Origin of the sequence: Streptomyces sp. NPDC005775 (assembly GCF_042871565.1) — a bacterium.
GTDB lineage: Bacteria > Actinomycetota > Actinomycetes > Streptomycetales > Streptomycetaceae > Streptomyces.
Genome location: NZ_JBIAIU010000002.1, coordinates 1 through 26,130 on the forward strand (window position 1 = coordinate 1; position 26,130 = coordinate 26,130).

Sequence of the window (26,130 nt, forward strand, 5' to 3'; positions counted from 1 at the left end):
TTCGAGGTCCCCGCCCTCCCCGAAGGCGTCGTCACCCTCCCGGACGGCGGCTTCAAACTCGCCGACGGAACCCTGCACCTCCCCGAGGGCTCAGCGATCCCGGACAGCGCGTTCGAGGTCCCCAGCAACTCCTTCAAACTCCCCGACGGCGCCGAGATCCCCGCCGGAGCGATCGACCTGGGCGACGGCGTGGTCCGCCTCCCCGAGGGCATGACACCCCCGGCCGGCTCCCTCCGCATCCCCGAAGGCGCCCTCAAACTCCCCGAAGGCACCACCGCCCTCCCCGAGAACGTACTCAAGGGCACGGACGAGCACGGCAACACCGTCTACCTGGACCGCCCCGGCAACGTCCTCAAGGAGGACGGCACCCTCCAACAACACCACAGCGCCGCGAAGCCGGAGAACGCCACCACAACCGCACAGACCCCGGCCACCCACACCCCGGCCCAACAACCGGCACTGGTCGGCGCCCACACGGTGGGTAGCAGCGCGGACAACCTGATCCGGATGGGCGATGACCTCGGCGACATCGGGCGGACCGGCGACGACGCCACCGACCTCGGCACGACGCCCGGCGGGCCCACGAACCACCTGCCGGGCGGCTCAGCCGGCCACCACATGCCCAGCAACAGCATCGACAGCGGGAGTCACACCGGAGGCGGTGGGGGCGATGGCGCTGGAGCTGCCGGCAGCAGTAACGGGGACCACGTGCCGACCGGCCGCTCCGATGCCGCGGATCCGAGCCTCGTGCCGGGGCACGAGCCGCCCTCCGGGCCTCACACCCCAGCGGAGAACGCCTCACCTGGCGGGCTGGACGACGCGGGCAGGGTCGGCGCCGAGGAAGCGCCTCACACGCACATAAATCCCGACGATGTTCCCCCGAGCGAGAGGGATATACGTGAGTCGGGAGGTAATCTCGCCGACGATGCGGCTCGCCGGTCGTCGGATCCCATCCAGTTCGGAGACGGTTCTCTTCCCCCTCCAGGCCCCGGCAACAAGGTGCTCGGAGTGCTCCAGGAGAGTCGAGTGGAGCGGAACAGTGATGGTCTCATCACTGTGATCGACGGCCGGAACGCTGAGCACTTCCTCAAGAACCTTTCGTTCCAGCGCGCCGAGGCATATAAAGCCGCCAAAGAAGCAGGGACTTTCTCAAGGAAACAGACGGGGGCCTGCGTCGGCGCCGTGCTGGACCTGCGAACCGGGACTATCATTGAGGCCATTAATGGTAAGGCGACGAACGTGATACCGCCCGATCGAGTCCACCCGACCGTCGCCGCCCGATACGAAAAATTCAGCGACTGGCCGGCACCCGACCACCCTCTGGGACATGCTGAGGTCAAGGCAGTTAATGAGCTTCTCTGGGAACGCAGAAGTCAGGGACTTCCTGATGATGCGGCCGCACTTCGGGAGTTGCGCGCCTCAGTAGAGTTCCCGTTCATGCAGCACAGACGGACAGAACTCCCAGTGCGACCGGCAGCGTTCTGCGCCAACTGTCAAAAAATGCTGGACGGCGTTGACAGCTCTCACGGCAAGTTCACTGGGAACCCGCCGACTGACGAAAATTGGATCCCTTAATGACTGCGACAAAAAGAATCGACATCGATGACCCCAAGGTCGACACGGATGGCGGTGGAAATCTTTCCTATGACGGCAGGCCGTTCACAGGAGAGGTGGCAGAATACGTAGGCGAATCACTCATCAGCCTGGACGAATACGCCGAAGGCGTTCGCCATGGAAAAGATCAGGAGTGGTACCCGGACGGCACCCTTCGCTCTGCAGGACAGTCAAAAAATGGACGACCTACGGGTACATCGAAGGAGTGGCACCCCAACGGGACAATTGCCACGGAAAAGGTATTCTCAGAAGATGGCCTGACTCTGCTTTCAGATAGAACATGGGACGAGAGCGGGCACCTCACAAGGGAATGGAAGAAGAATCCCGATTAAGGCTGCCTCCTCAACTTCGCCGAGAGCCCTGTCCGAGGCCGCGCCCGGCTCGCCGCCCGCCGCACGCCGGGCGACCATGGGATGAGCAATCCGTCGGGGCCAGGCACCGGGAGGCATCCGTGGGGCACGCCCACTCCACCGACGTACTGATCGCGGGCGCCGGTCCCGTCGGGCTGAGCGCGGCCGCCGAGCTTCGCAGGCGCGGGGTGGCGTGCCGGCTCGTCGACCGGCTGCCGGCCCGGCTCCCGTATGCCAAGGCTGTCGGCATCCAGCCGCGCACGCTGGAGATCTGGGACCGGATGGGGCTGGTGCGGACCGTGCTGGAGGCCGCCGTCCCGATGCGCGGCCAGCTGATCCACGTCAACGCAAGCCAGGTGGCGCGCATCGAGCTCGCCCTGCCGCCCGAGGTGCCCTACGGCTTCGCCGCGCTTCCGCAGTACGAGACCGAGCGCATCCTCGAGGAGTACGTGGCGGAACGGGGCACCGCCATCGAGCGCGGAACCGAGCTGGTGTCCTTCGCACAGGACGCGGACGGGGTCACGGCGCGGCTGCGCACTGCGGGCGGCGCCGACGAGGAGGTCCGCGCGCGCTTTCTGATCGGCTGCGACGGCGCTCACAGCACCGTACGCAAGGGGCTGGGGCTCTCGTTCGAGGGCGGGGCCTTCGCCGAGGAGTACATGCTGGCCGACGTCGTGGCCGACTGGGACCTGCCGTACGGCTACGGGGTGCGCGCGAGCCACACCGGCGACGACGGCTCCACGGATGACCTGCTGGTCTGCATCCCGCTCCCCGGGTCGGGGCGGTACCGGATGTCGATGCTGGTGCCGCCCGAGCTCTCCACCCGGCCGGCGGACGGCGTCGAGGTGGCGCACGGGCTGGAGGGCGGGCGCGTGCCGCGGCTCCCCGACATCCAGGCCGTCGTCGACCGGCTGGCTCCCGTGCCCGCGACCCTGTCCCGGATGCGCTGGGCCTCCGTCTTCCGCATCAGCCACCGGATCGTCGACCGGTACGGCGAGGGCCGGGTCTTCGTCGCCGGCGACGCCGCCCACATCCACCCGCCCACCGGGGCGCAGGGCATGAACACCGGCATCCAGGACGCCTGCAACCTGGCCTGGAAGATCGCCCTGGTCGTACGCGGGGAGGCCGGGTCCGCGCTGCTCACCAGTTACGATGCCGAGCGCCGCCCGGTCGGTGAGGAGGTCGTCGGGCGTACCGTCCGGCACGCCACGCGGGGCGTGGAGAGCGATGCCGACGACATGGAGACGGTGATGCTCCGCGAGGCCCAGTTGCTCGTCGGTTACCGGGACGGACCGCTCGCCGGCCCTCCCCACGGGCCGCTCGACGCTCCCCAGCCCGGCGACCGCGCCCCGGACTGCGCGGGTCTGACCACGCCGGTGGCCGCCTACCCGTTGCGGCTGCTCGACGTGCTGCGCGGACTCACGGGACAGGTGCTGGTGCTGTACGCGGAGAAGGGCACCGGCTCCGACCTGGCCGAGGCGACCGGGACAGGCGGGCTGCACACGGTCACCGTCGTGGGGCGCGACGCCCCGCCCGGGACTCCCGGGTACCGCGATGCCGCCGGTGAGTTCGCGCGGCTCTACCGCCCCGACGGCCCGACCGGCTTCATCGTGCGCCCGGACGGCCAGCTCGCCGCACGCTTCCCGCTCTCCGGCACCGCGCAGGCCGTGTCGGGCCACCTGGCGGCCCTGTCCCGTCCCCCACGGTGACCCCTCGGCCGGCGTACGTGAAAGATCTTCCTGCCGTACGCCTTCTGTTGGTCCTGCCTGGCTACTCTCCTCTCGCCCGGTCCCGGCACAGGAGAGGTCCGTCAATGAGCACCCCGGTCCACCGCCCCTCGGCCCGGCAGGCCGTGGCCGCCCCGACGCCGGCCCGGCAGGGCCGGAACGGCCGGGCCGGGGGCCGCCCGTCCCGCGTCCCGCCGGAACACCCCCTCCTGGAGATCCAGTCCAGCGTCGGCAACCGGGCCGCGACCGCGGCGGTGCAGCGCGCCAAGGGCACGGCGAAGGGGAAGGGGAGGGCTCAGGAACCGGAGAACGGTGACGCGGCGACCGGACCGAAGAACTACCGCGACCGCATCGCCGCAGTCCTCGACAAACTCAAGAAGAACCTCGAATTCATCGACACCTTCGTCAAGGGCGTTCACGTGCCCGCCAACGCGGGCTTCGCCCAGCAAGCCTCCGCCACAGCCAATGACGCCCTCAAACACTCCGCCGGATCGTCCGGAACGGCCGCCGCGTCGGAGAACCTCGTCACGGAGGCCGCCGGGGCCGTGCTGAGTGGCATGGAGGCGGCCAAGGCGAAGAAGGATGCCGCGAAGCACAAGAGCGGAGCCGGTTTCCACACGGCGGACAAGAAGGCCAACTCCAAAGCGGCCGACGCGGTCGTCAGTGCCGCCGGTGCGGGAAACTACGCCCTCGGTATCGCCAAGGAGCTGACCAAGGTGCAGAAGGCGGCACACGCCGCGGCAGCATCCGAGGCGAGCGGCATCGGTTCCAGCGTGGTCGGAGCGGTGAAGGGCGTCCGCGCGGCAACGCGCTTCGGTCTGACGGCCCGCAAATACGGTGCCCTCAAGGAGCTCGGGAGGCCCGACCGTACCGACGAGGGGGCGCTGGAGCGGCTGAACCAGGCACGGGAGGATGCCGAATGGGCCGCGGCCGAGGCGTACGTCGCTCTGGATGCCCACTGGGGCCACGAGGGAGACGAGCGCCTGGAGCGCGTTTCGGCGGCCATCGACGCCGCCTGGACGGCGATGGGTCACGCCCGTGATGCCGCCACCGAGGTGCGGCGCGCCGAAGACGTGAACACGATGAACACCGTCCACACGTATGCGCTCGGCAAGCAGCGCAACAAGATGGGCAAGCAGGCGTTCACCGCCGTGGGCGAGTCCACCAAGGCGGCGGGCGGCATCGTCACGGCGGTCGCCGCCACCGCGGGAGGGGCCGGGCTCGCGAGCAACCCGGTCGGCTGGGGTCTTGCCGCGGGCGCGGCCGGCCTCATCCTCGGCGTCACCGCCTACAAGGCCGGCCGCGCGGGCATGAAGCGCTACGACGGGGCCCGCCGCCCGCAACGGTGGGCGGGGGATGAGACCGCGGCGGAGCCCGCCTCCCGCCAGGATGCGCTGAAGGAGGCCCTGAAGTTCTGGAAGAAGGTGGAGAACGGTGAGCGCCAGGCCATGGCGCGCAAGATCTACGGCTTGGCGGCGGGCGCGGACATCAAGGGGAGCGGCGGGACATCGGCCGCGATGCGGGATTCGGCCAGGGCCCTTCTCGTCGCTCTCAAGGCAGGTCCCGCCACACACCGGCAGACCGCGGACGAGTGGGCGGACTCCCTCAACGACCCGGAGAAGAGCGCCGCTTGGGTCAAGGAGATAGCGGAACAGCTCTCTTCGGCCTGACGGAGTCCCGTCGGCGTATCTCGTGTGCGGGGGACGTCCCGGGCGTGCGAGCCTTCCGCGCAGGACCTGCTCGACCGACGACGGCGAGAGGTCGCCGACCTGTACATCTACGGCTCGGCGAACCCGGAGGCACTCGCCGAAGAAGGCCGAGCGCGCAGGCGGGCCGGTGCGCTTGCCGAAAAGCAAAAAGACCCCTGATCAACAGGGGTCCCAGCTGGTGTCCGAGGGGGGACTTGAACCCCCACGCCCGATAAAGGGCACTAGCACCTCAAGCTAGCGCGTCTGCCATTCCGCCACCCGGACCAGGTGGTCGGCCCCGGTTTCCCGCGGCGACAAAGAAAACAATACCAGGGGTTTGGGGTGGCCCTCACCTGTATATCCGGTGGTCATCGCCCTGGTCGGTGCCGTGCACGGGACTCGGCCGGACGAGGGCCGGCCCAGCGGCCGGCGGGCGCGTACCATCCGTCCTCCGTCGCGCACGCACAGTGCGCCCGGAGGGTCGGTCGCGGCCTCCACCGGTGCGTGGGGCGGCCGGGTTACGTTCGCGGGCATGACTGATCGCGGCTACCGGCCACCTCGCGCGCTGTCGCCCCTGCGTGAGCATCTGCGCGAGACCTTCTGGTTCGCTCCCACCCTGACGCTGGTCTGCGCCGTCGTGCTCTGGCTCGTCGCGTCGGCCCTGGACGAGCAGATCGTGGCCTACCTCCAGGACGAGCAGGCGTACGACGAGATCAAGGACCTGGTCTCGATCGCCGAGGACACGAAGACGATCGTCGTCACGGTGAGCACGGCCATGATGACCTTCATCGGTGTCGTCTTCAGCATCTCGCTGGTGGCCGTGCAAATGGCGAGCGGGCAGCTCACGCCCCGGGTGGTGCGAATCTTCGTACGCAGCCGGATCAGCAAGCTGACGCTGTCGGTCTTCCTGGCGACCTTCGTGTTCTCGCTGCTGGTCCTGAGCTCGTACGAGAGCACGGTCGATCCGCGCCGCGTCGTGTCCGTCCCCTTTCTGCAGAGCCTGCTGACCGCCGCGCTCGTCGGGCTCAGCCTGCTGCTCTTCATCGCGTACGTGAGCTCCACGCTGCGCCTGATGCAGGTCGGCCCCGTCGTCGACCGGATCACCCGGGACTCGTTCCACGTGCTGCGGCGGATGCCCGTCGGCGGGCCGCAGGAGGGCGGGCTTCCCGCCGAGACCGGGCAGATCCTGCACGGGGGGCGGGCCGGCGTGCTGCGGGACGTGAACGTGGCGCGGCTGGTCCGGGTCGCGCGGAGGCAGGGCGTGGTGCTGCGGCTCATCCCGCGGCTCGGGGACTTCGTCGTGCCGGGTACGCCGGTGCTGGCGGTGCACGGCGGGGCCGTGCCGACCCGGCACCGGCTGCGCTACAGGGTGTTCGTCGGGGTCGAGCGCACGCTCCACCAGGACCTGGCGTTCGGGCTGCGGCAGCTGTCGGACATCGCTCTGCGGGCCCTGTCGTCGGCGGTGAACGATCCGACCACCGCCGTGCAGTGCCTCGACCGGATCGTGCAGTTCCTCGCGGCCGCGGCCGAGCTCCCCCTCGGTGTCGTCCACCACCGGGACCGCGACGGGGTGGTGCGGCTCGTTCAGGACGTGCCGGGGTGGGAGGACCTCGTGGATCTCGGGTTCGAGGAGATCAGGCGGTGCGCGACGGACAGCCCCCAGGTCACCCGGCGGCTGCTGGCCGGTATCGATGACCTGGTGGGGCTGGCCGGGCCGGAGCGGCAGGGTCCGCTGATCCGGCACCGTGCGCTGCTGGTGCAGGCGGTGGAGCGCGCGGTGCCGGATGCCGCCGAGCGGGAGTTCGCGCTCAGGCCGGACCGGCAGGGGATCGGTTGAACCGGCAGCCGGCCTTACGGCATGAGGTGGTGGTCCGGGAAGTTCCCCGGCAGCCGGTCGTCCGCCGGGCCGTCGGTGACCGCCCGGACCAGGAGCTCGCCGCCGACGAACGCCCCGCGCCACGAGGCGCCGAAGCCACCGAACAGTTCCTCCCGGTCTCCCCGTGAGCGCGGTGCGCCGTGGCCCGTCTTGAACGCGCGGATCTGGGGCGCCAGGCGTGCGTACGTCGCGGGGTCGTCGGTCGAGAGCGTCGCGACCAGGGCGCCGTTCGACGCGTTCATGGCGGCGAGCAGCTCCGCCTCCGTGTCCACCAGCACGATCGTGTCGACCGGGCCGAAGGGTTCCGCGTGGTGCAGCGGGGAGGACGGGGGCGGGTTGAGCAGCGTGACCGGGTGCAGGTAGGCGGACGTGTCCTGGCCGGGGAGGAAGTGGCCCTCGGCCGCGGCGGCGTCGGCGCGGTGCAGCGGGATCGCGCCGCGGTCGATCGCCTCGGCCACCTGGTCGGCCAGTTCCTTGGCCTTGGCCGCGTTGATCAGCGGACCGAAGTCCAGGGCCGGGAGCGGGTCGGCGGGGTCCGCCACGGCGAGGGGGTGGCCGACGCGCAGCGAGCGGACCGCCGGGAGATACGCCGCAAGGAACGCGTCGAACGCGCTGCGCTGCACGACGAAGCGGGGGTAGGCGGTGCAGCGCTGCTTCCCGTAGTCGAAGAGCTTGGGGATCACGGCGGCGAGCGCGTCCCAGTCGGTGTGGTTCCAGACGCCCCAGGTGTTGAGTCCTTCCTGCTCGAGGATGTGGCGCTTGCCGAGGTCGGCGACCGCGGTGGCGATACGGGCTCCGGTGTCGCGGCCCCCGACGAACGAGACGCAGCCGATCTCCGGTGAACGGACCAGTGCCCCGGAGAGTTCGCCGCCGCTGCCGCTGACCAGGGTGAGCGGGACGCCCTCGCGGGCGGCGAGCGCGCAGGCCAGGGTCAGACACGACACGCCGCCGTCCGTGGGGGCCTTCGCTATCACGGCGTTGCCGGCCAGCGCCTGGACGAGCATCGCGTGGACCAGCACGGACATGGGGTAGTTCCAGCTGGCGATGTTGGAGACCGGGCCGGGGAGCGGGGTGCGGTCGACGAGCATCCGGTCGATGTTGTCGACGTACCACCGCACTCCGTCGATGGCCCGGTCCACGTCCGCCGTGGCGAGGCGCCAGGGCTTGCCGATCTCCCAGACGAGGAGGAGGGCGAGCAGTTCGCGGTGCTCGGTCAGGGCGTCGAGCGTGGCCGCCACGCGGGCGCCGCGTTCGGGCAGCGGGACGTGTCGCCAGGCGCGGTGCTGGTCGAGTGCGGCGCGGACGGCGCGGGTCGCGGTGGGGGCGTCGAGTCGGGGCGGGCCGGCGAGGGGAGTGCCGTCCACGGGGGTGGTGGCGGGGAGGGCGCGGCCGTCGCGCTGCCAGGTGGAGGCCCAGAGGTTCAGGACGCGGTCGTCCCGGAAGGCCTCGGGGGCGGTGGCCAGGCAGCGGGTCCAGGCGTCCTGCCAGGCGGTGCCGGGCTTGAGGGCGAGGGGTTGGGTGCGGTCGGGGGTCGGAGTGTCGCTGGAGGTCATGGTTCTCCGCTCTCGGTGCACGGTCGGGGCGGGGTGGCTGACTTTCAAGCCCTTCCGGCGATTGAGGAGCGGGGGCTCGGGGGCAGCGGCCCCGGGCGCAGATGAGCCCTTGCCAGCGCCGCCGCCTCCGTCGGGGTCGAGCCGACCGCTACCCCCGCCGCCTCCAGCGCCCGCTTCTTCGCCTCCGCCGTGCCCGACGAGCCCGAGACGATCGCGCCGGCATGGCCCATCGTCCTGCCCTCGGGCGCCGTGAAGCCCGCGATGTAGCCGATCACCGGTTTGCTGATGTGGTGGGCGATGTGGGCCGCGGCCCGTTCCTCCGCGTCGCCGCCTATCTCACCTATGAGGACGATCAGTTCGGTGTCGGGGTCCTCCTCGAAGGCCGTGAGGCAGTCGATGTGCGAGGTGCCGGTCACCGGGTCGCCGCCGATGCCGACCGCCGAGGAGAAGCCGATGTCGCGGAGTTCGTGCATCAGTTGGTAGGTCAGGGTGCCCGACTTGGAGACCAGGCCGATGCGGCCGGGGACCGGGGCGATGTCGGGCGGGATGATGCCGGCGTTGGACTGGCCGGGGCTGATCAGGCCCGGGCAGTTGGGGCCGATGACGCGGGTGGAGCGGGCCCTGGCGTGGGCGTGGAAGGCGACCGCGTCGTGGACCGGGATGCCCTCGGTGATGACGACCGCGAGGCCGATACCCGCGTCGACCGCTTCGATGACGGCGCTCTTGGCGAAGGGCGGCGGGACGAAGACGACCGTGACGTCCGCACCCGTGGCCGCCATGCCCGCCTCGACGGAGCCGAAAACGGGGACGGGGGTGCCGTCGACGTCCACGGTCCGGTCCGCCTTGCGCGGGTTGACGCCGCCGACGATCCGGGTACCGGCCGCGAGCATGCGGCGGGTGTGCTTCATGCCCTCGGCGCCCGTCATGCCCTGGACGAGGACCTTGCTCTCCTTGGTGAGGAAGATGGCCATGTCCGCACTCCTTATGCCGCGTCGGCGAGTCGGGCGGCGCGGCGTGCGGCGTCGTCCATGGTGGTGGCCTGCTGGATCAACGGGTGTGCGCGGGAGTCGAGGATCGAGCGGCCGCGCGCGGCGTTGTTGCCGTCGAGGCGGACGACGAGCGGTTTGGTCAGGCGTACGGTCTCCAGCGCCTGCACGATGCCGTCGGCCACCGCGTCGCAGGCGGTGATACCTCCGAACACGTTGACCAGGACCGCTTTCACCTCGGGGTCGGAGAGGATGACGGAGAGGCCGTCGGCCATGATCCGGGCCGATGCCCCGCCGCCGATGTCGAGGAAGTTGGCGGGACGTGCGCCGCAGCCGGCGACGACGTCGAGGGTGGACATGACGAGCCCGGCGCCGTTGCCGATGACCCCGACCTCACCGTTGAGCTTCACGTAGTTGAGGCCCTTGGCCGCCGCTTCGGACTCCAGTGGGTCGTCGTGCGGGCCAGCCGTCTCGGCGCCACCCCAACGGGACCTGCGGAAAGCCGCGTTGTCGTCGAGCGTCACTTTGCCGTCCAGCGCGAGGATCTCGCCGTCGGTGGTCAGCACGAGGGGGTTGACCTCGACCAGGAGAGCGTCCTCGCGCGTGAGGACCTGCCACAGCCGGCTCAGTACGGGGGCTGCCTCCGGGGGCAGCCCCGCTGCCTCGGCGATCTCCCGCGCCTTGTCGTCCGTCACCCCTACCGCCGGGTCGACCGGGATGCGGGCCACCGCGTCCGGGCGGGTCGCGGCCACCTCCTCGATGTCCATGCCGCCCTCCGCGGAGGCGACGGCGAGGAAGGTGCCGGACGCCCGGTCGAGTACGTAGCTCACGTAGAACTCCGCCTCGATGTCGACCGGTTCGGCGAGCATCACCGTGCGGACGATGTGGCCCTTGATGTCCATGCCGAGGATCTGGCGTGCCGTGAGGGCCGCCGCCGCGGGGTCCGCGGCCATTTTCACGCCGCCCGCCTTGCCGCGGCCGCCGGTCCTGACCTGCGCCTTGACGACGGCGCGTCCGCCCAGTCGCAGGGCCGCCCGCCGTGCCGCGGCCGCGTTGTCGACGACTTCGACGCGCGGTACCGCTATGCCGTGTTCTGCGAAGAGTTGCCGTGCCTGGTGCTCGTACAGATCCATAGCCACTCCCGATCGTGCCGATTGTGAAAGTGCCGCACGCCCCCTGGACACCACCCACCGGATGCGGGATAACAAGGTTCATACAGTATTCGTCGACTGTATGCAATGTACCGCGGGAGTACCCGGAGCGGCTCCCGCACTCCCCTACGAAGGGACAGGGATCTTCATGCCCGAGGACAGCCAGGACCTCATTTCCGGTGGGCACTTGGTCGCGAAGGCGTTGAAGGCCGAGGGGGTGGAGCGCATCTACACCCTCTGCGGCGGGCACATCATCGACATCTACGACGGCTGCGTCGACGAGGGCATCGAGGTCGTCGACGTACGCCATGAGCAGGTCGCCGCCCACGCCGCCGACGGCTACGCCCGGATCACCGGGAAGCCCGGATGCGCCGTCGTCACCGCGGGGCCGGGGACCACGGACGCGGTGACCGGGGTCGCCAACGCCTTTCGCGCCGAGTCACCGATGCTGCTGATAGGCGGTCAGGGGGCGCACAGTCAGCACAAGATGGGCTCGCTCCAGGATCTGCCGCACGTGGAGATGATGTCGCCGATCTCGAAGTTCGCCGCCACCGTGCCGGACACCGCACGCGCCGCGGACATGGTGTCCATGGCCTTCCGCGAGTGCTACCACGGCGCTCCGGGCCCGTCCTTCCTGGAGATCCCACGCGATGTACTGGACGCCAAGGTGCCGGTGTCGAAGGCCCGGGTGCCCCAGGCCGGGCAGTACCGGGCCTCGACCCGCTCGCCCGGTGACCCCGCGGCCGTCGAACGACTCGCCGACCTGCTGGTGCACGCGGAGAAGCCGGCCGTCCTGCTGGGCAGTCAGGTGTGGACCACCCGGGCGACGGACAGCGCGATCGAGCTCGTACGGACCCTGAACGTCCCGGCGTACATGAACGGGGCGGGCCGCGGCACCCTGCCGCCCGGCGATCCGCACCACTTCCAGCTGTCGCGCCGGTACGCCTTCTCCAACGCCGACCTCATCGTCATCGTGGGGACGCCGTTCGACTTCCGCATGGGTTACGGCAAGCGTCTCTCCCCCGACGCCACCGTCGTACAGATCGACCTCGACTACCGCACGGTCGGCAAGAACCGGGACATCGACCTCGGGATCGTCGGTGACGCGGGACTGGTCCTCAAGGCCGTCACCGAGGCCGCGAGCGGGCGGCTCAACGGCGGCGCGGTCAAGCGCAAGGCCTGGCTGGAGGAGCTGCGCTCCGCCGAACAGAGCGCGATCGAGAAGCGGTTGCCGAGCCTGAGGTCGGATGCCTCCCCGATCCATCCCTACCGGCTGGTCAGCGAGATCAACGAGTTCCTCACCGAGGACTCGATCTACATCGGGGACGGCGGCGACATCGTCACCTTCTCCGGTCAGGTCGTGCAGCCGAAGTCCCCCGGCCACTGGATGGACCCGGGGCCCCTGGGCACCCTCGGCGTCGGCGTGCCCTTCGTGCTGGCCGCCAAGCAGGCCCGGCCCGACAAGGAGGTCGTGGCGCTCTTCGGCGACGGAGCGTTCTCCCTCACCGGCTGGGACTTCGAGACGCTGGTCCGCTACAACCTCCCGTTCGTCGGCATCGTCGGCAACAACTCCTCGATGAACCAGATCCGTTACGGCCAGAAGGCCAAGTACGGCGATGAGCGCGAGCGGGTCGGCAACACCCTCGGGGACGTCCCCTACGACAAGTTCGCCCAGATGCTCGGGGGTTACGGCGAAGAGGTGCGCGATCCCGCCGACATCGCGCCGGCGCTGCGGCGGGCCCGCGAGTCAGGGCTGCCCTCGCTGATCAACGTCTGGGTCGACCCGGACGCGTACGCCCCCGGAACCATGAACCAGACCATGTACAAGTAGCAGAGGAGCCGTTGGCATGACCAAAGCTCTTGAGGGCGTGCGCGTCCTCGACATGACGCACGTACAGTCCGGCCCCTCCGCCACCCAGCTGCTCGGCTGGCTCGGTGCGGACGTGGTGAAGCTGGAGGCTCCGAGCGGTGACATCACCCGCAAGCAGCTGCGTGACCTGCCCGATGTCGACTCCCTCTACTTCACGATGCTCAACTGCAACAAGCGGAGCATCACGCTGAACACCAAGAGCGAGCGCGGCAAGGAGATCCTCACCGAACTCATCCGCCGCAGCGATGTGATGGTGGAGAACTTCGGGCCGGGGGCCGTCGACCGGATGGGGTTCACCTGGGAGCGGATCCAGGAGATCAACCCGAGGATCGTGTACGCCTCCATCAAGGGATTCGGTGAGGGCCCCTATACCAACTTCAAGGCGTACGAGGTCGTCGCCCAGGCCATGGGCGGCTCGATGTCCACGACCGGGTTCGAGGACGGGCCGCCGCTGGCGACGGGGGCACAGATCGGTGACTCCGGAACCGGCATCCACGCCGTCGCCGGCATCCTGGCCGCGCTGTTCCAGCGCGAGAACACCGGGCGGGGGCAGCGCGTCAACGTCGCCATGCAGCATGCCGTGCTCAATCTGTGCCGGGTCAAGCTGCGCGACCAACAGCGTTTGTCTCAGGGCCCGTTGGCCGAGTATCCGAACGATGACTTCGGGGACGCGGTGCCACGCAGCGGGAACGCCAGCGGTGGCGGTCAGCCGGGGTGGGCGGTGAAGTGCGCTCCCGGCGGGCCCAACGACTACGTGTACGTCATCGTGCAGCCCGTCGGCTGGCAGCCGCTCGCCTCGCTGATCGGGCGCCCCGAGCTGGTGGACGCCCCCGAGTGGGCGACGCCCGAGGCGCGGCTCCCGAAGCTGAACAAGATGTTCCAGCTCATCGAGGAGTGGTCGTCCACGCTCCCCAAGTGGGAGGTCCTGGAGCAGCTCAACGGGCACAACATCCCGTGCGGCCCGATCCTGTCCACCAAGGAGATCGTGGAGGACGAGTCGCTCGCCGCCAACGGGATGGTCGTCCGCGTCGACCATCCCGAGCGCGGCACGTTCACCACCGTCGGGAGTCCGTTGAAGCTCTCCGACTCCCCCGTGGACGTGGTGACATCACCGCTGCTCGGTCAGCACAACGAAGAGGTGTACGTCGGCGAGCTGGGCCTCGGCGACGAGGAACTGCGGCTGCTGAAGACGAGCGGAGTCATCTGAACATGGTCGAATCACAGGAACGCGAACAGGTCGGGCAACTGCTCGAATCCGTCCGGGCCTCCGGCCGCACGGCGCTCACCGCCCCCGAGGGCAAGATCGTGGCGGACGCGTACGGGATCGCGGTGCCCGGCGAGGAGTTGGCGCAGGACATCGACGAGGCGGTCGCCCACGCGGACCGGCTCGGCGGGCCCGTCGTGCTGAAGATCGTCTCCCCCGATGTGCTGCACAAGACGGATGCCGGCGGGGTCGTCGTCGGGGTGGAGGGTGCGGCCCAGGTGCGGGAGGCCTTCTGCCGCATCATCGCGAACGTGCGGGCGTACGCGCCGGACGCGCGGATCGACGGCGTGCAGGTGCAGCAACTGGTGCCGCCCGGGCAGGAGGTCATCATCGGCGCGGTGACGGACCCGACGTTCGGCAAGGTGGTCGCCTTCGGGCTGGGCGGTGTGCTGGTGGAGGTGCTGAAGGACATCACTTTCCGCCTCGCCCCGGTCACCCCGGACGAGGCGCAGTCGATGCTCGACTCGATCGGCGCCGCGGAGATCCTGCGCGGGGTGCGCGGCGCTCCGCCGGTGGACCGGTGGGCGCTGGCCGAGCAGATCCGGCGGGTGTCCCGACTGGTCACGGACTTCCCGGAGATCGCGGAGGTCGACCTCAACCCGGTGATCGCGTCGCCCCAGGGCGCGGTCGCCGCCGACATCCGGATCCTGTTGGCGACGGAGCCCGTCAAGGAGCGGCGGAAGTACGGCCGCGAGGAGATCCTCATCTCGATGCGGCGGTTGATGGAGCCGCGCTCGGTGGCGGTGATCGGCGCCTCCGACGAGCCGGGGAAGATCGGCAATTCGGTGATGCGCAACCTCATCGACGGCGGGTTCTCCGGGGAGATCCATCCGGTGAACCCGCGGGCCGATGACATTCTGGGCCGCAAGGCGTACAAGAGTGTCACGGACGTTCCCGGTGAGGTGGATGTGGCGGTCTTCGCGATCCCGGCCAAGTTCGTGGCGTCGGCGCTGGAGGAGGTGGGCCGCAAGGGCATCGCCAACGCGGTTCTGATTCCTTCCGGTTTCGCGGAGACCGGTGAGCAGGCGCTGCAGGACGAGATCGTGGCGATCGGCGAGCGGTACGGTGTGCGGCTGCTCGGGCCGAACATCTACGGCTACTACTCCACGTGGCAGGACCTCTGCGCCACCTTCTGCACCCCGTACGACGTCAAGGGCGGAGTGGCGCTGACCTCCCAGTCCGGTGGTATCGGCATGGCGATCCTCGGCTTCGCCCGTTCGACGAAGACCGGTGTGTCGGCGATCGTCGGGCTCGGCAACAAGTCGGACCTCGACGAGGACGATCTGCTGACCTGGTTCGGTGAGGACCCTCACACCAAATGCATCGCGATGCATTTGGAGGACCTCAAGGACGGGCGCGCCTTCGTGGAGGCTGCGCGGGCGACCGTACCGAAGAAGCCGATCGTCGTGCTCAAGGCGGGCCGTACGAGCGCGGGCGCGAAGGCCGCGGGTTCGCACACCGGCGCGCTGGCCGGCGACGACGCCGTGTACGACGACATCCTGCGCCAGGCGGGGGTGATCCGGGCGCCGGGGCTGAACGACATGCTGGAGTACGCGCGGGCGCTGCCGGTGCTGCCGACGCCGAACGGTGACAACGTCGTCATCATCACCGGTGCGGGCGGCTCCGGTGTGCTGCTCTCGGACGCGATCGTGGACAACGGCCTGTCGCTGATGGAGATCCCGCCGGACCTCGACACCGCGTTCAAGGCGTTCATCCCGCCGTTCGGCGCGGCCGGCAATCCGATCGACATCACGGGCGGCGAACCGCCCTCGACGTACGAGGCGACGATCCGGCTCGGCATGGAGGACCCGCGCATCCACGCGCTGGTCCTGGGCTACTGGCACACGATCGTCACCCCGCCGATGGTCTTCGCCGAGCTGACGGCCCGGGTGGTCCGGGAGTTCCGTGAGCGCGGGATCGAGAAGCCGGTGGTGGCGTCGCTGGCCGGTGACACGGAGGTCGAGGAGGCGTGCGCGTACCTCTTCGAGCACGGCGTCGTCGCCTACCCCTATACCACCGAGAAGCCGGTCGCGGCGCTCGGTGCGAAGTACCGCTGGGCAAGGGCCGCGGGGCTGCTGACCTGACCCTTCCCAGGCACGAGGAGTTTGGACAGGGGGCGCTGGCCAGGTTCTTTCGAAGCCAAGGGGAGATTCATGAGCACAGACGGACAACCGGGCGCGTCAGCCGTCGCGTACCGGGAAGTGACGGACAGCAAGGGCCGCGTCTACCGGGTCGGCGAGTCGGACCGCAGCATTCTCGGTCACAGCCGGAAGATCATGGTGTACCTGCCGTGGATCGCGATGATGGCCATCAGTGTGTCGGAGTACGCCTACGGTTCCGCGGAGGACACCCTCTCCGAGGCCCATGGCTGGACACAGAGCAACACCTTCTGGATTCTCAGCGTCTGGGTCTTCTTCCAGGCGGGGATCGCTTTCCCCGCCGGGTGGATGCGTGAGAGGGGCATCCTCACGGCAGGCCGGGCCATGTTCATCGGCGCCGGGCTCTGTCTCGTCGGATTCCTCGCGCTGTCGCACGTCGACAACGTCTTCGGCGCGATCTGCGGCTTCGGTGTCGTCGGCGGTCTGGGGTCCGGACTGATCTACGCCACCTGCATCAACATGGTGGGCAAGTGGTTCCCGGAACGGCGCGGTGCGAAGACGGGGTTCGTCAACGGCGGCTTCGCCTATGGCGCGTTGCCCTTCATCTTCATCTTCAACTACGCCTTCGACACCAGTAACTACAACGAGGTGCTCGACCTCATCGGTCTCTACGTCCTGATCGTCGTGGCGGTCTGTGCCTGGTTCTTCAAGGACCCGCCACAGAACTGGTGGCCCTCGGAGATCGACCCGCTGAACTTCACGGGCAACGCGAAGAGTGCGGCGAGCCTGGCGAAGAACCCTCCGGCTTCGAAGCAGTACACGCCGAAGGAGGCCATCAGGACGGGCATGCTGCCGCTGATGTGGATCACCATCGTCCTGACGGCCGGGGTGTCCATCTTCGGGATCTCCTTCCAGGTGGACTACGCGAAGGAGGTCGGCTTCGGCCCTCTGGTCGCCGCGTCCTCCATGGGGGTCATGGCCGTCATCAACGGCATCGGCCGGGCGGTCGTCGGCTGGCTCTCGGACCTGTGGGGCCGCAAGCTGACACTGGTGTTCGTCATCGTCGTCCTGGGGCTCGCCCAGTTCGGGGTGATCTGGGCCGGCAACATGCACAACGAGTGGCTGTTCCTGTTCTTCGCCTTCCTCTCCGGCTTCGGAGGCGGGGCGTTCTACCCGATGTTCGCCGCCCTGACCCCGGACTACTTCGGGGAGAACTACAACGCCACCAACTACGGTCTCGTCTACAGCGGCAAGCTGATCAGCGGGCTGTTCGGCGGTGGTCTGGGCTCCATGGTGGTGGACTCCTGGGGCTACAACGGCGCTTACGCGCTGGCCGGGGCCATCTCCATGGTGGCGGCGTGCATCGCCATGATGCTGAGGCAGCCGGGACGGCCGCGGGTGCGGGACATCGTCCCCAATCCGCTGCCGGTCAGCCGGGAGGTCGTCTGACCCCACAGGTCACGCACCGTACGCCCCGGGGGAACGGCCCCGGGGCGTACGGTTTCGCCCGTGTCCTACTTGCGCAGCGCCGCCATTCCCTCGTAGCTGATCCGCGCCTGCCTCAGGGACTGCGCCGGGTCCGTCGAGCTCGGTGCGGTGTCCTGCTCGACCATCGGGTTGCGGTAGTTCGCCTGCCCGACACGGCGGAAGAAGGTCCGGTAGTCGATGACCCCGGTACCGAAGGGGACCATGTCGTAGCCCTGGCCGTTGGCCGTGTTGACGACGCCGTCCTTGGCGTGGAACAGCGGGTAGCGCTTGTTGTGGCGGCGGACCACGGCCGCGGGGTCGAAGATGTTCTCCCGCTGCGATCCGTCGAGCGCGGTGTAGGTGTGGAACTTGTACTGGGCGACGTGCGCCCAGTAGACGTCCATCTCCAGCCAGACGGTCCTCGGGTCGGTGACCTTGAGGAAGTACTCGAGCTTGCGGATGCCCGAACTGCGGGTGGGCCGCCCCTGCGCGTCCAGCGGACCGCCGTCGAGCAGGAAGCCGTAGGCCGCGTCGTGATTGTGGGTGTACAGCTTGATCCCCGCACGGTGGGCGATCTGTCCCAGTGCGTTCCACTTGTCGGCGGCCACGTCCCAGTCGGCGCGGTAGGCGCTGCCGGTGGGGTCGCCACCGGTGCCCATGTGGTCCATCCCGAGGATGTTGGCGATTTCGAGGTGGCGCTTGAACTGGTCCAGGTCGCTCTGGTTCAGCGGCCAGGAGCCCGGGATGAAGCCGTGGTTGCCCTGGGCGCGCAGACCGTAGTCGTCCAGCCACGAACGCAGCAGCTTCGCGCCTTCCACCGATTCGAGGTTGTTCCCTCCGGGTGCGTTGGCGTGCTGGCCGTACCCGGCGAACTCGACCTGCTTGTAGCCGTAGCGGGCCAGTTCCTTGAAGACCGCGCGGAAGCCCGAGGGCAGGGTGGTGCTGAGCGGGTCCCGGCCCGTGGCGTCGCGCACGGTGTACAGGATGATGCCGCGCTTGTCCGCCGGGACCAGATCGTGGCCGTGACCGTGACCGTGCCCGTGCCCGTGGTCGTGGTCGTGGCCGTGGCCCTGGTGGGGAGCGGGCTGGGCGAAGGCCGGCGACGCGCCGAAGACGGGCGCGGCGACCGCCGCCGCACCGGCGGCGGTGCAGGTGCTGAGGAAGCGGCGGCGGTTGATGCCCAGGCTGCGGCGCAGGGCGCCGTCCGTTCCGGATTCGTCGTTGTACACGGTCACGGTCTGTCTCCTTCTCGAAGATGGTTCGCCACGCTGTGCACGGACCGCTCTCATGCGAGGCCGGCCAGCGTGAGGAGCAGGGACTTCACTTCGGTGGCCCGGACGGGTCCGGTGAACGCGTGGGGGGTGGAGCAGAGGATGAGCGGACCTTCTTCGTCGCTCGGGGGGAGGCGGCCGTGGCTGCCTCGTATGGGTGACGGATCGAGCGGCACGACGGCCAGGCGGTAGCGCATGCCGAGCTTCTTGCGGGCGACGGCCGTGGCCGCCTTGACCCGGACGTACGGGTCCTCGGGGTCCATGAAGAGCTCGACGGGGTCGTAGCCGGGTTTGCGGTGGATCTCGACGAGCTGGGCGAAGTCGGGCGCGCGGTCGTCGTCGAGCCAGTAGTAGTACGTGAACCAGGCGTCCGGGTCGGCGATGGCGACCAGCTCGCCGGAGCGGGGGTGGTCCAGGCCGTGTGCCTTCTTGCCCTCGTCGTCGAGGAGGACGTCGATGCCCGGGAGGTCTGCCAGGGCCTCGCGGGTCCGGTCGAGGTCCTCGGGGCGGCGTACGTAGATGTGCGCGATCTGGTGGTCGGCGACGGCGAAGGCCCGCGATGTCATGGGGTCCAGGTACTCCATGCCGTCCTGCGTGTGCACCTCCAGGAGTCCGGCGCGGCGCAGTGCCCGGTTGATGTCGACGGGCCGGTCGACCCGGGTGATGCCGTACTCGGAGAGGGCGACGACGGTGCGGCCCTCGCGGCGGGCGTCCTCCAGGAGCGGTGCCACGGCCCGGTCGAGTTCGGCGGCGGCCTCGAAGGCGCGCGGGTCGTCGGGGCCGTAGCGCTGGAGGTCGTAGTCGAGGTGCGGGAGGTAGCACAGGGCGAGGTCGGGGTGGCGGGTGTCCATGATGTGGCGGGTGGCGTCGATGATCCACTGGGAGGAGACCAGGTCGGCGCCGGGGCCCCAGAAGTGGAAGAGGGGGAAGGTGCCGAGCTTCTCGGTGAGCTCGTCGTGAAGGGCCGGCGGGCGGGTGTAGCAGTCGGGTTCCTTGCGGCCGTCGGCGTAGTAGACGGGGCGGGGCGTGACGGTGTAGTCGGTGTCGGCACCCATGGCGTACCACCAGCAGATGTTGGCGACGGTGTAGCCCGGGTGGGCCCGGCGGGCGGCGTCCCAGAGCTTGTCTCCGGCGACGAGTCCGTTGTGCTGGCGCCACAGGAGGACGTCGCCGAGTTCGCGGAAGTACCAGCCGTTGGCGACGATGCCGTGCTCGGCGGGGGTGGTGCCGGTGAGGAAGGTGGACTGGGCGGCGCAGGTGACGGCGGGCAGGACGGTGCCGAGCGGGGCGTGGGTGCCGGACTGGCCCAGGGCCTTGAGGTGGGGCATGTGGTCGAGGAGGCGGGGGGTGAGCCCGACGACGTCGAGGACGAGGAGGGGTGTGGGCGGGCCGGCCGACCAGGCGGTGGTCATGGCAGCTCCTTGAGGCCGAGGTCGGTCAGGAGGTCTCGGGCGAGGGTGAGTTCGGCGGCGATGCCGTCGGCGAGCTGGGCGCGCGAGCGGGGGCGCAGCTCGGCGGGGAGTGCCTGCCAGGTGTACGTCTCGACCTCCAGGTGCCGCGTGAGCGGCCTGGCACCGCCGATGAGCCGGCTCAGCGTGGCGCGGAGCACGGGAAGCGTGGAGGTGAGCGGGGGTGCGGGCGGTGCGTGCAGCGGTACGTGGAAGTGGGCGCGCCACGGGGCGCTGTCGGGCAGGGCCTCGCCGGTGACGGCTTCGTCGAGGTCGTCGGTGCCGCGCAGCCCGGCGGCGGTGGCGGTCCGGGTCTGGTGGAGGAAGCGGGGTTCGGCGAAGGCGGCGAGGGCGGTGCGCACCTCGGGGAGGTGCGGGTCTTCGGCGTGCAGGGCGGCGGAGAGCTGCGCCTTGACGGCGGTGATGCCGGCCGCGGTGAGGGCGTCGAGGGCGGTGTCCGGGTCCTCGAAGGAGGTGGCGAGGTGGCAGGTGTCGATGCACAGGCCGATGCGTGCGTGGCCGATCGCGGTGAGGGGGGCGATGGCGTCGGCGGTGGTCTCGACCGTGCACCCGGGTTCGGGTTCGAGGCCGACGCGGATGGACTTCCCCGTGAGGTCGGCGAGTGCGTCGAGGCGTTCGCCGAGGGTGGTGAGCGCCGCGAGTGCGGTGCGGGCGGCTTCGGGGTCGCCGGTGTACGGGGTGCGCCAGGCCAGCGGCAGGGTGGAGATGGTGCCCTCGGTGACGTCGTCGGGCAGGAGGGTGGCGAGGAGCCGGGCGAGGTCGGTGGTGTGGGCGAGGCGTTCGGGGTCCGTCCAGTCGGGCCTGTAGACGCGGTACTTGACCTCGTCGGCGCCGAACCCCTCGTACGGGAAGCCGTTGAGGGTGACGACTTCGAGGCCGCGGTGGTCGAGTTCGGCGCGCAGGGAGCGCAGTTGCGCCGGGTCGTTGATCAGGGTGCGGGCGGCGTCCCGGGCGAGCCAGAGGCCGATGCCGAGGCGGTCGCGTCCGAGCCTCTTGCGTACGGGTTCGCAGTGGTCGCGCAGTTGGGCGCGGACGCCTTCGAGGGTTTCGGCGGGGTGGACATTGGTGCAGTACGCGAGGTGGACGACGGAGCCGTCGGGGTGACGGAAGCGCATCGCCTCACTCCCCCCCGCGCAGGATGGAGTTGCCCTCGTGGAGCGGTTCGGGGGCGGCGGTGTCGAGGTGGAGGCGGCCGCTCTGTCCGTAGAAGGCGACGGGGTTGCGCCAGAGGACCTGGTCGACGTCGTCCTCGGTGAAGCCGGCGGCGAGCATGGCGTCGCCGACGCGGCGGGTCTTCAGCGGATCGCTTCTGCCCCAGTCGGCCGCGGAGTTGACGAGGACCTTCTCGGTGCCGTGGGTCGCCAGGACGGCGACCATGCGGTCCTCGTCCATCTTGGTGTCGGGGTATATGGAGAACCCGGCCCAGCAACCGCTGTCCAGGGCGTCCTTCACGGTCGTCTCGTTGAGGTGGTCGAGCAGCACCCTTTCCGGGGCGAGGTGGGACTCGCGTACGACGTCGATGGTGCGGCGCAGACCGGCGAGCTTGTCGCGGTGCGGGGTGTGGACGAGGGCGGGCAGTCCGTGGTCGGCGGCGAGCTGGAGCTGGGCGGCCAGTGCGTGGTCCTCGGCCGGGGTCATCGAGTCGTAGCCGATCTCGCCGACGGCGACGACGGAGTCCTTGACGAGGTAGCGGGGCAGGGCGTCCAGGACGGGGGTGCAGCGGGGGTCGTTCGCCTCTTTGGGGTTGAGGGCGAGCGTGCAGTGGTGGGCGATGCCGTACTGGGCGGCGCGGAAGGGCTCCCAGCCGAGCAGGGCGTCGAAGTAGTCGAAGAAGCTGGCCGGCGAGGTGCGGGGCTGGCCGAGCCAGAAGGAGGGTTCGACCAGGGCGCGGACCCCGGCGTCATACATGGCCCGGTAGTCGTCCGTGGTGCGGGAGGTCATGTGGATGTGGGGGTCGAAGATGCGCATCAGGACTCCTCCGTGGGGGCGGCGGGGGCGGCGGGGCCGGGTGCCGTGAGGGCGAGGACGTGGTGCAGGCCGGCGGGGACGGGGCGGCCGGCCGCGATGCGTTCGGCCGCGAAGTCGCCCAGCATCCGGGCGAGTTCGGCGTCGCCGCGTGATCTTCGGGCCAGGCCGTCGACGGCCTCGACGGGGACGCCGGTGAACAGGCACTTGAGGACGGCGTGGCGCCAGCTGTGCGGATCCAGGTGTGCGGCGGCATACGGGCCGACGGCCGCTGCGATCAGGGTGGTGTCGTTGGTGCGCAGGGCGTCCTCGACGAGCGGCAGGGCGGCCGGGCCGAGATCCAGTGCGGGCAGGGTCAGCAGGACGGCTCGGCGTTCGGCGGCGGTGCCCTGTTCGTAGAGCCGGGTCACGGCGGGCAGGCCGGCGCGGGCTTCGGCGAGCAGCAGGGCGCGTACGGAGTCGGCGTGTTCGAGTCCGCACTGCCGGCCGGCGGCGGCGTACCGCAGTTCCCACGGTGGGACGGCGTAGCTGTCCGCGGGTGCGGCGTCCGCGTGGGCTGCGGCGTGGGCGGCCTCGGCGAGGGCTTCGTCGAGCCAGGCGCGCGCGGCTCCGCCGAGCAAGGTGTCGAGTTCCTTGCGGGACAGGAGCGGGGTCGTCGGGGTGTGGTGTGCCATGGCGTGCTCCCTTCGGCGGACTCAGCTGCTGGACGGGCGGTGCTTGTTCAGGAAGTCGAGGCTGTCGCGTGCGAGTTCGGGGCCCGCGTGGGAGTGGCGGGGCAGTTCGACGACGGTGAGCCCGGCGTAGCCGCTGTCGCCGAGGGCGTCGAGTGCGGCGAGGACGGGCGGGAAGTCGATCTCGCCGTCGCCGAAGGGGAGGTGCTCGTGGACGCCGCGCCGCATGTCCTCGATCTGTACGTGGCGCAGCCAGGGGGCGGCCTCGCGCACGCAGTCGACGGGCAGGGCGGGCTCCAGGCACTGGCAGTGGCCGATGTCGAGGGTGAGGCCGAGGGGTCCGGGGTCGCCGCTCAGCACCCGGAGGTGGTGGAAGTCGGCGAGGTTGGCGAGGAGGTGCCCGGGCTCCGGCTCGATCGCGAGGGGTACCCCGGCTCGCTCGGCGGCGTCGAGGACCGGGGCGAGTGCGCCGGTGAGCCGCTGCCAGGCGGTGTCGGGTGCCGTGTCCGGGGGCGTGACGCCGCTGAAGCAGTGCACGGCGTGGGCGCCGAGGCCGGCGGCCACGTCGACGGCCCGGACGAGCAGCGCGGTCCTGGCGGCGCGGGCGTCGGGGTCCGGGTCGAGGAGCGAGGGGCCGTGCTTGCGGCGCGGGTCCAGGACGTAGCGGGCCCCGGTCTCCACGGTGACGCCGAGCCCCAGCTCCTGGAGGCGGGCCGCGACGCGGCGGGTGCGGGCGGCGAGGTCCGGGGCCATCGGGTCGAGGTGCATGTGGTCGAGCGTCAGTCCGACGCCGTCGTAGCCGAGGTCGGCGAGCAGGGCGAGGGCGTCGTCCAGCCGGAGGTCGGTGAGTCCGTTGGTTCCGTAGCCGAGGCGGAGGGTCATGTGGGGCTCACCTTCCGGGAGAGGGCGCGTGCGAGCGGGACGAGGCCCATGACGGCGAGCGCGGAACCGGCTGCTCCCGCGCGTGCGGCGAGGGCGGCCTGGAGCGGGATCATCGCCCGGATGCCGCTGCCGACGGCACGCTGGGTGAGGGGCGGTGACGGGTTGAGCGCGGCGTGCGTGAGGGGGCGTGCGGTGGTACGGAGGTAGGCGCCGGTGAGCGCGGTGAGGAGGAGGCGGCCTGCGGGGGCGTTCGCGTCCTGTGCGCGCCGCTCACGTACGACGGCTCCGCCGACGGCGACGACGGACGCGAGCGCGGCGAGGGGCGCGGTGGCGGAGCCGCCCTGGGCCTCGTGGCGCGAGACGGTGGTGACCGCGTAGGTGTGCGCGCCGAGCAGGGCGGCGGCGGACAGGGCGGCGCGGGCGCCTGCGGGTGCTGGAGCGGGTCCCGCCCCCGTGGCCGTCGCTCCCAGCAGCACGTCCAGGCCCCGCGCAGCCGCCATCGCCGCCGGGCCGGCCGGGGTGTGCTTCAGGCGCAGGTCGTACGCCCAGACGGTGGCCGCGAGGCCCGTGGCCACGGTGAGGGCCGGGCGGCCCGCGCGGGCTGCGAGCGCCAGACCGGCCCCGGTCAGGGCGCCGGCCGCCGTGAGGGCGGCGCGGGGTGTGATCCGGCCCGACGGGATCGGCCGGTGCGGGCGGTCGACGGCGTCCTCGTCGCGATCGGCCCAGTCGTTGAGCGCCATGCCCGCCTCGTACAGGCAGAGCGAGGCACCCATCGCCAGGGCGGTGAAGCGGTCGGGGCGCCGGCCGACGGCCGCGGCGCCCGCGAGGGCGTCGCCGGGGACGGTGAACAGTGCGGAGATCCGCAGCAGTTCCGCCCAGGCGCGTACCGTCACTTGTCGCCCCGCAGCTGTTCGGCGAAGGCGAGCAGCGCGAGGTACTGCTCGGAGAGTGCGGCCGGTCCGCCGTCCGGGTCCTTGAAGTAGAAGCCGAGTTCGGGACGCGGTCCGGTCAGGCCCACCTCGTGGGCGCGGGCCAGCAGCCGGGCCAGATCGAGGACCAGGGGCGCGGCCAGGGCGGAGTCGCAGCCCTGCCAGGTGGTCTGGAGCACCATGCGGGCTCCGAGGAACCCGTCGAACGCGATGTGGTCCCAGGCCGTCTTCCAGTCGCCGAGTGCCGGGACGTCGTCGATGTGGACCTCGCCCTCGGGGGCGGCGCCGAGCGTGTCGGCGAGGACGCGTTCCTTGCCGGCGTTCTTCGCCGCGGCGGCGGCCGGGTCGGCGAGCGCGGCCCCGTCCCCGCCGCCCAGCAGATTCGTGCCGGACCAGGCCCGTACGGGCAGGGCGCGCTGGACGAACATCGGGGCTAGCACGGAGCGCAGCAGCGTCTGGCCCGTCTTGCCGTCGCGGCCCGCGTACGGCAGTCCCGAGGCCGCGGCGGCGTCCTGGAGGGCGGGCGCGCGCAGCCCGGTGGAGGGGGTGAAGTTCACGTACGGGCAGCCGGCCCGGAGCGCGGCGGCGGCGTAGAGGGAGCTGGCGGGCAGCCGTGCGGCGTCGGGGGCGGGCGCCGGTTCGGTGGAGGAGACGTTGACGACGACGGTCCTGGCCAGGCGGTTGCGGCTGCCGAAGTCCAGGAGGTCGGCGGTGAACGCGGCGATGAGCTCCTCGTCCGTACGGGTGTCGCCGGGGAGGGGCCCGCCGATGCGTATCTCCGCGTCGGCGGTGGCGAGTTCGGACCGTACGGCCGAGGGCAGTCCGTGCGGCAGCACTCCCCCGGCGGCGAGTGCCTCGGCCCGTTTGGGGAGGGGGCAGTCCAGCGTGTCGTGGCCGCCGAAGACGAGAGAGGTCACGGGTGGCAGGCCACTCCCGGTGAACGGGGCTGTCTCGGTGACCATGCCGGCCGCCGGGTGGAGTCCCGCCGCGACCGCTGCGCACCCCGCCGTGGCGGTGGTGGCGACGGAGCCGCGTGCTCCGATGAACCAGACTCCGGTACGAACGGCGGTTGCTGACACGGGCTGCCTCCCTGGCTGGGGGTCCTGGCTGGGCTGATCCGATGGCGCTGTGCGTGAGAGCTGTGCGGGAGAGGGGAAGGGGTGGAGGCCGGCGGTGGGGGGGGGGGGGGGGCCCCCCCCCCCCCCCCCCCGGGGGCGCCCCCCCCCCCCGCCCCCAAAACCCCCCGGGTGTTTGGGGAGGAGAACCTGGGGGCCCCCCCCCCGGGGTGTGGGGCCCGG

General features: G+C 70.8%; 19 protein-coding genes, 1 tRNA gene and 1 pseudogene. 9 read left to right on the plus strand and 12 right to left on the minus strand.

Features of this window, described 5'->3' with window-relative positions:
* From ACFYPA_RS03760 to ACFYPA_RS03775, 4 genes and pseudogenes are all read left to right on the plus strand, one after another.
* Nucleotides 1-1,575: pseudogene (locus ACFYPA_RS03760) on the plus strand (hypothetical protein); the annotation flags it as partial.
* Nucleotides 1,575-1,946 (plus strand): hypothetical protein, encoded by a 372-nt coding sequence (locus ACFYPA_RS03765; RefSeq protein ID WP_359352129.1) that lies wholly within the window; start codon nucleotides 1,575-1,577, stop codon nucleotides 1,944-1,946. The pseudogene ACFYPA_RS03760 and the gene ACFYPA_RS03765, both read left to right, overlap by 1 nt.
* 119 nt (nucleotides 1,947-2,065) lie before the next feature.
* Nucleotides 2,066-3,673 (plus strand): FAD-dependent monooxygenase, encoded by a 1,608-nt coding sequence (locus ACFYPA_RS03770; protein ID WP_389129318.1) that lies wholly within the window; start codon nucleotides 2,066-2,068, stop codon nucleotides 3,671-3,673.
* A 104-nt stretch (nucleotides 3,674-3,777) separates the two neighbouring features.
* The gene (locus ACFYPA_RS03775; RefSeq protein ID WP_389129321.1) at nucleotides 3,778-5,361 is read left to right on the plus strand and encodes a hypothetical protein; all 1,584 of its coding nucleotides are present in this window, start codon (nucleotides 3,778-3,780) and stop codon (nucleotides 5,359-5,361) included.
* Nucleotides 5,362-5,576: 215 nt separating this feature from the next.
* Here the strand turns inward: ACFYPA_RS03775 and ACFYPA_RS03780 are convergent.
* A tRNA-Leu gene (locus ACFYPA_RS03780) sits at nucleotides 5,577-5,664 on the minus strand.
* Nucleotides 5,665-5,911: 247 nt separating this feature from the next.
* Here ACFYPA_RS03780 and ACFYPA_RS03785 point away from each other — a divergent pair.
* The gene (locus ACFYPA_RS03785) at nucleotides 5,912-7,216 is read left to right on the plus strand and encodes a DUF2254 domain-containing protein (RefSeq protein ID WP_359084572.1); all 1,305 of its coding nucleotides are present in this window, start codon (nucleotides 5,912-5,914) and stop codon (nucleotides 7,214-7,216) included.
* Nucleotides 7,217-7,230: 14 nt separating this feature from the next.
* Here ACFYPA_RS03785 and ACFYPA_RS03790 read toward each other — a convergent pair whose 3' ends face one another.
* Genes ACFYPA_RS03790 through sucC form a run of 3 tightly spaced genes read right to left on the minus strand, consistent with a single transcriptional unit; the run spans nucleotide 7,231 to nucleotide 10,927 of the window.
* Nucleotides 7,231-8,808: an aldehyde dehydrogenase family protein gene (locus ACFYPA_RS03790; protein ID WP_359317921.1), complete on the minus strand. Its 1,578-nt coding sequence runs from the start codon at nucleotides 8,806-8,808 to the stop codon at nucleotides 7,231-7,233.
* Nucleotides 8,809-8,852: 44 nt separating this feature from the next.
* Nucleotides 8,853-9,779 carry a succinate--CoA ligase subunit alpha gene (sucD, locus tag ACFYPA_RS03795; RefSeq protein ID WP_359084575.1) on the minus strand — a complete coding sequence of 309 codons (927 nt, stop codon included), beginning with the start codon at nucleotides 9,777-9,779 and terminating at the stop codon, nucleotides 8,853-8,855.
* Between the two features lie 11 nt (nucleotides 9,780-9,790).
* Nucleotides 9,791-10,927 (minus strand): ADP-forming succinate--CoA ligase subunit beta, encoded by a 1,137-nt coding sequence (sucC, locus tag ACFYPA_RS03800; protein WP_359317918.1) that lies wholly within the window; start codon nucleotides 10,925-10,927, stop codon nucleotides 9,791-9,793.
* A gap of 166 nt (nucleotides 10,928-11,093) precedes the next feature.
* Between sucC and ACFYPA_RS03805 the strand changes: the two genes are divergently transcribed.
* The 4 genes from ACFYPA_RS03805 (at nucleotide 11,094) to ACFYPA_RS03820 (ending at nucleotide 17,627) form a co-directional block, all read left to right on the plus strand.
* Nucleotides 11,094-12,776: a thiamine pyrophosphate-binding protein gene (locus ACFYPA_RS03805; RefSeq protein ID WP_359317915.1), complete on the plus strand. Its 1,683-nt coding sequence runs from the start codon at nucleotides 11,094-11,096 to the stop codon at nucleotides 12,774-12,776.
* A 16-nt stretch (nucleotides 12,777-12,792) separates the two neighbouring features.
* Entirely contained in the window at nucleotides 12,793-14,022 is a 1,230-nt protein-coding gene (frc, locus tag ACFYPA_RS03810) for a formyl-CoA transferase (RefSeq protein ID WP_359084578.1), read from the plus strand.
* A gap of 2 nt (nucleotides 14,023-14,024) precedes the next feature.
* The gene (locus ACFYPA_RS03815) at nucleotides 14,025-16,163 is read left to right on the plus strand and encodes an acetate--CoA ligase family protein (RefSeq protein WP_359317912.1); all 2,139 of its coding nucleotides are present in this window, start codon (nucleotides 14,025-14,027) and stop codon (nucleotides 16,161-16,163) included.
* 69 nt (nucleotides 16,164-16,232) lie between these two features.
* Nucleotides 16,233-17,627 (plus strand): OFA family MFS transporter, encoded by a 1,395-nt coding sequence (locus ACFYPA_RS03820; RefSeq protein ID WP_359317909.1) that lies wholly within the window; start codon nucleotides 16,233-16,235, stop codon nucleotides 17,625-17,627.
* A gap of 65 nt (nucleotides 17,628-17,692) precedes the next feature.
* Here ACFYPA_RS03820 and ACFYPA_RS03825 read toward each other — a convergent pair whose 3' ends face one another.
* The 8 genes from ACFYPA_RS03825 to ACFYPA_RS03860 are packed head-to-tail and all read right to left on the minus strand — an operon-like array spanning nucleotide 17,693 to nucleotide 25,911.
* Nucleotides 17,693-18,880: a sugar phosphate isomerase/epimerase family protein gene (locus tag ACFYPA_RS03825; RefSeq protein WP_359317908.1), complete on the minus strand. Its 1,188-nt coding sequence runs from the start codon at nucleotides 18,878-18,880 to the stop codon at nucleotides 17,693-17,695.
* A 50-nt stretch (nucleotides 18,881-18,930) separates the two neighbouring features.
* Complete coding sequence (locus ACFYPA_RS03830) at nucleotides 18,931-20,328, minus strand: nucleotide pyrophosphatase/phosphodiesterase family protein (RefSeq protein WP_359084584.1); 1,398 nt, start codon at nucleotides 20,326-20,328, stop codon at nucleotides 18,931-18,933.
* On the minus strand, nucleotides 20,325-21,500 hold the full coding sequence (gene eboE / locus ACFYPA_RS03835) for a metabolite traffic protein EboE (RefSeq protein WP_359317905.1): 1,176 nt from the start codon (nucleotides 21,498-21,500) through the stop codon (nucleotides 20,325-20,327). The genes ACFYPA_RS03830 and eboE overlap by 4 nt, the downstream gene beginning before the upstream one ends.
* Nucleotides 21,501-21,504: 4 nt before the next feature.
* Nucleotides 21,505-22,353 carry a TatD family hydrolase gene (locus ACFYPA_RS03840; protein WP_359084588.1) on the minus strand — a complete coding sequence of 283 codons (849 nt, stop codon included), beginning with the start codon at nucleotides 22,351-22,353 and terminating at the stop codon, nucleotides 21,505-21,507.
* On the minus strand, nucleotides 22,353-23,024 hold the full coding sequence (locus tag ACFYPA_RS03845) for an EboA domain-containing protein (RefSeq protein WP_359084590.1): 672 nt from the start codon (nucleotides 23,022-23,024) through the stop codon (nucleotides 22,353-22,355). Before ACFYPA_RS03845 ends, ACFYPA_RS03840 begins: the two co-directional genes overlap by 1 nt.
* 21 nt (nucleotides 23,025-23,045) lie before the next feature.
* Nucleotides 23,046-23,903 (minus strand): sugar phosphate isomerase/epimerase family protein, encoded by an 858-nt coding sequence (locus tag ACFYPA_RS03850; protein WP_359317902.1) that lies wholly within the window; start codon nucleotides 23,901-23,903, stop codon nucleotides 23,046-23,048.
* Nucleotides 23,900-24,796, minus strand: a complete 897-nt coding sequence (locus ACFYPA_RS03855) for an SCO3242 family prenyltransferase (protein ID WP_359317899.1) — start codon at nucleotides 24,794-24,796, stop codon at nucleotides 23,900-23,902. The genes ACFYPA_RS03850 and ACFYPA_RS03855 overlap by 4 nt, the downstream gene beginning before the upstream one ends.
* Nucleotides 24,793-25,911 (minus strand): inositol-3-phosphate synthase, encoded by a 1,119-nt coding sequence (locus tag ACFYPA_RS03860; protein ID WP_359317897.1) that lies wholly within the window; start codon nucleotides 25,909-25,911, stop codon nucleotides 24,793-24,795. The genes ACFYPA_RS03855 and ACFYPA_RS03860 overlap by 4 nt, the downstream gene beginning before the upstream one ends.
* Between the last annotated feature and the right edge of the window lie 219 nt (nucleotides 25,912-26,130).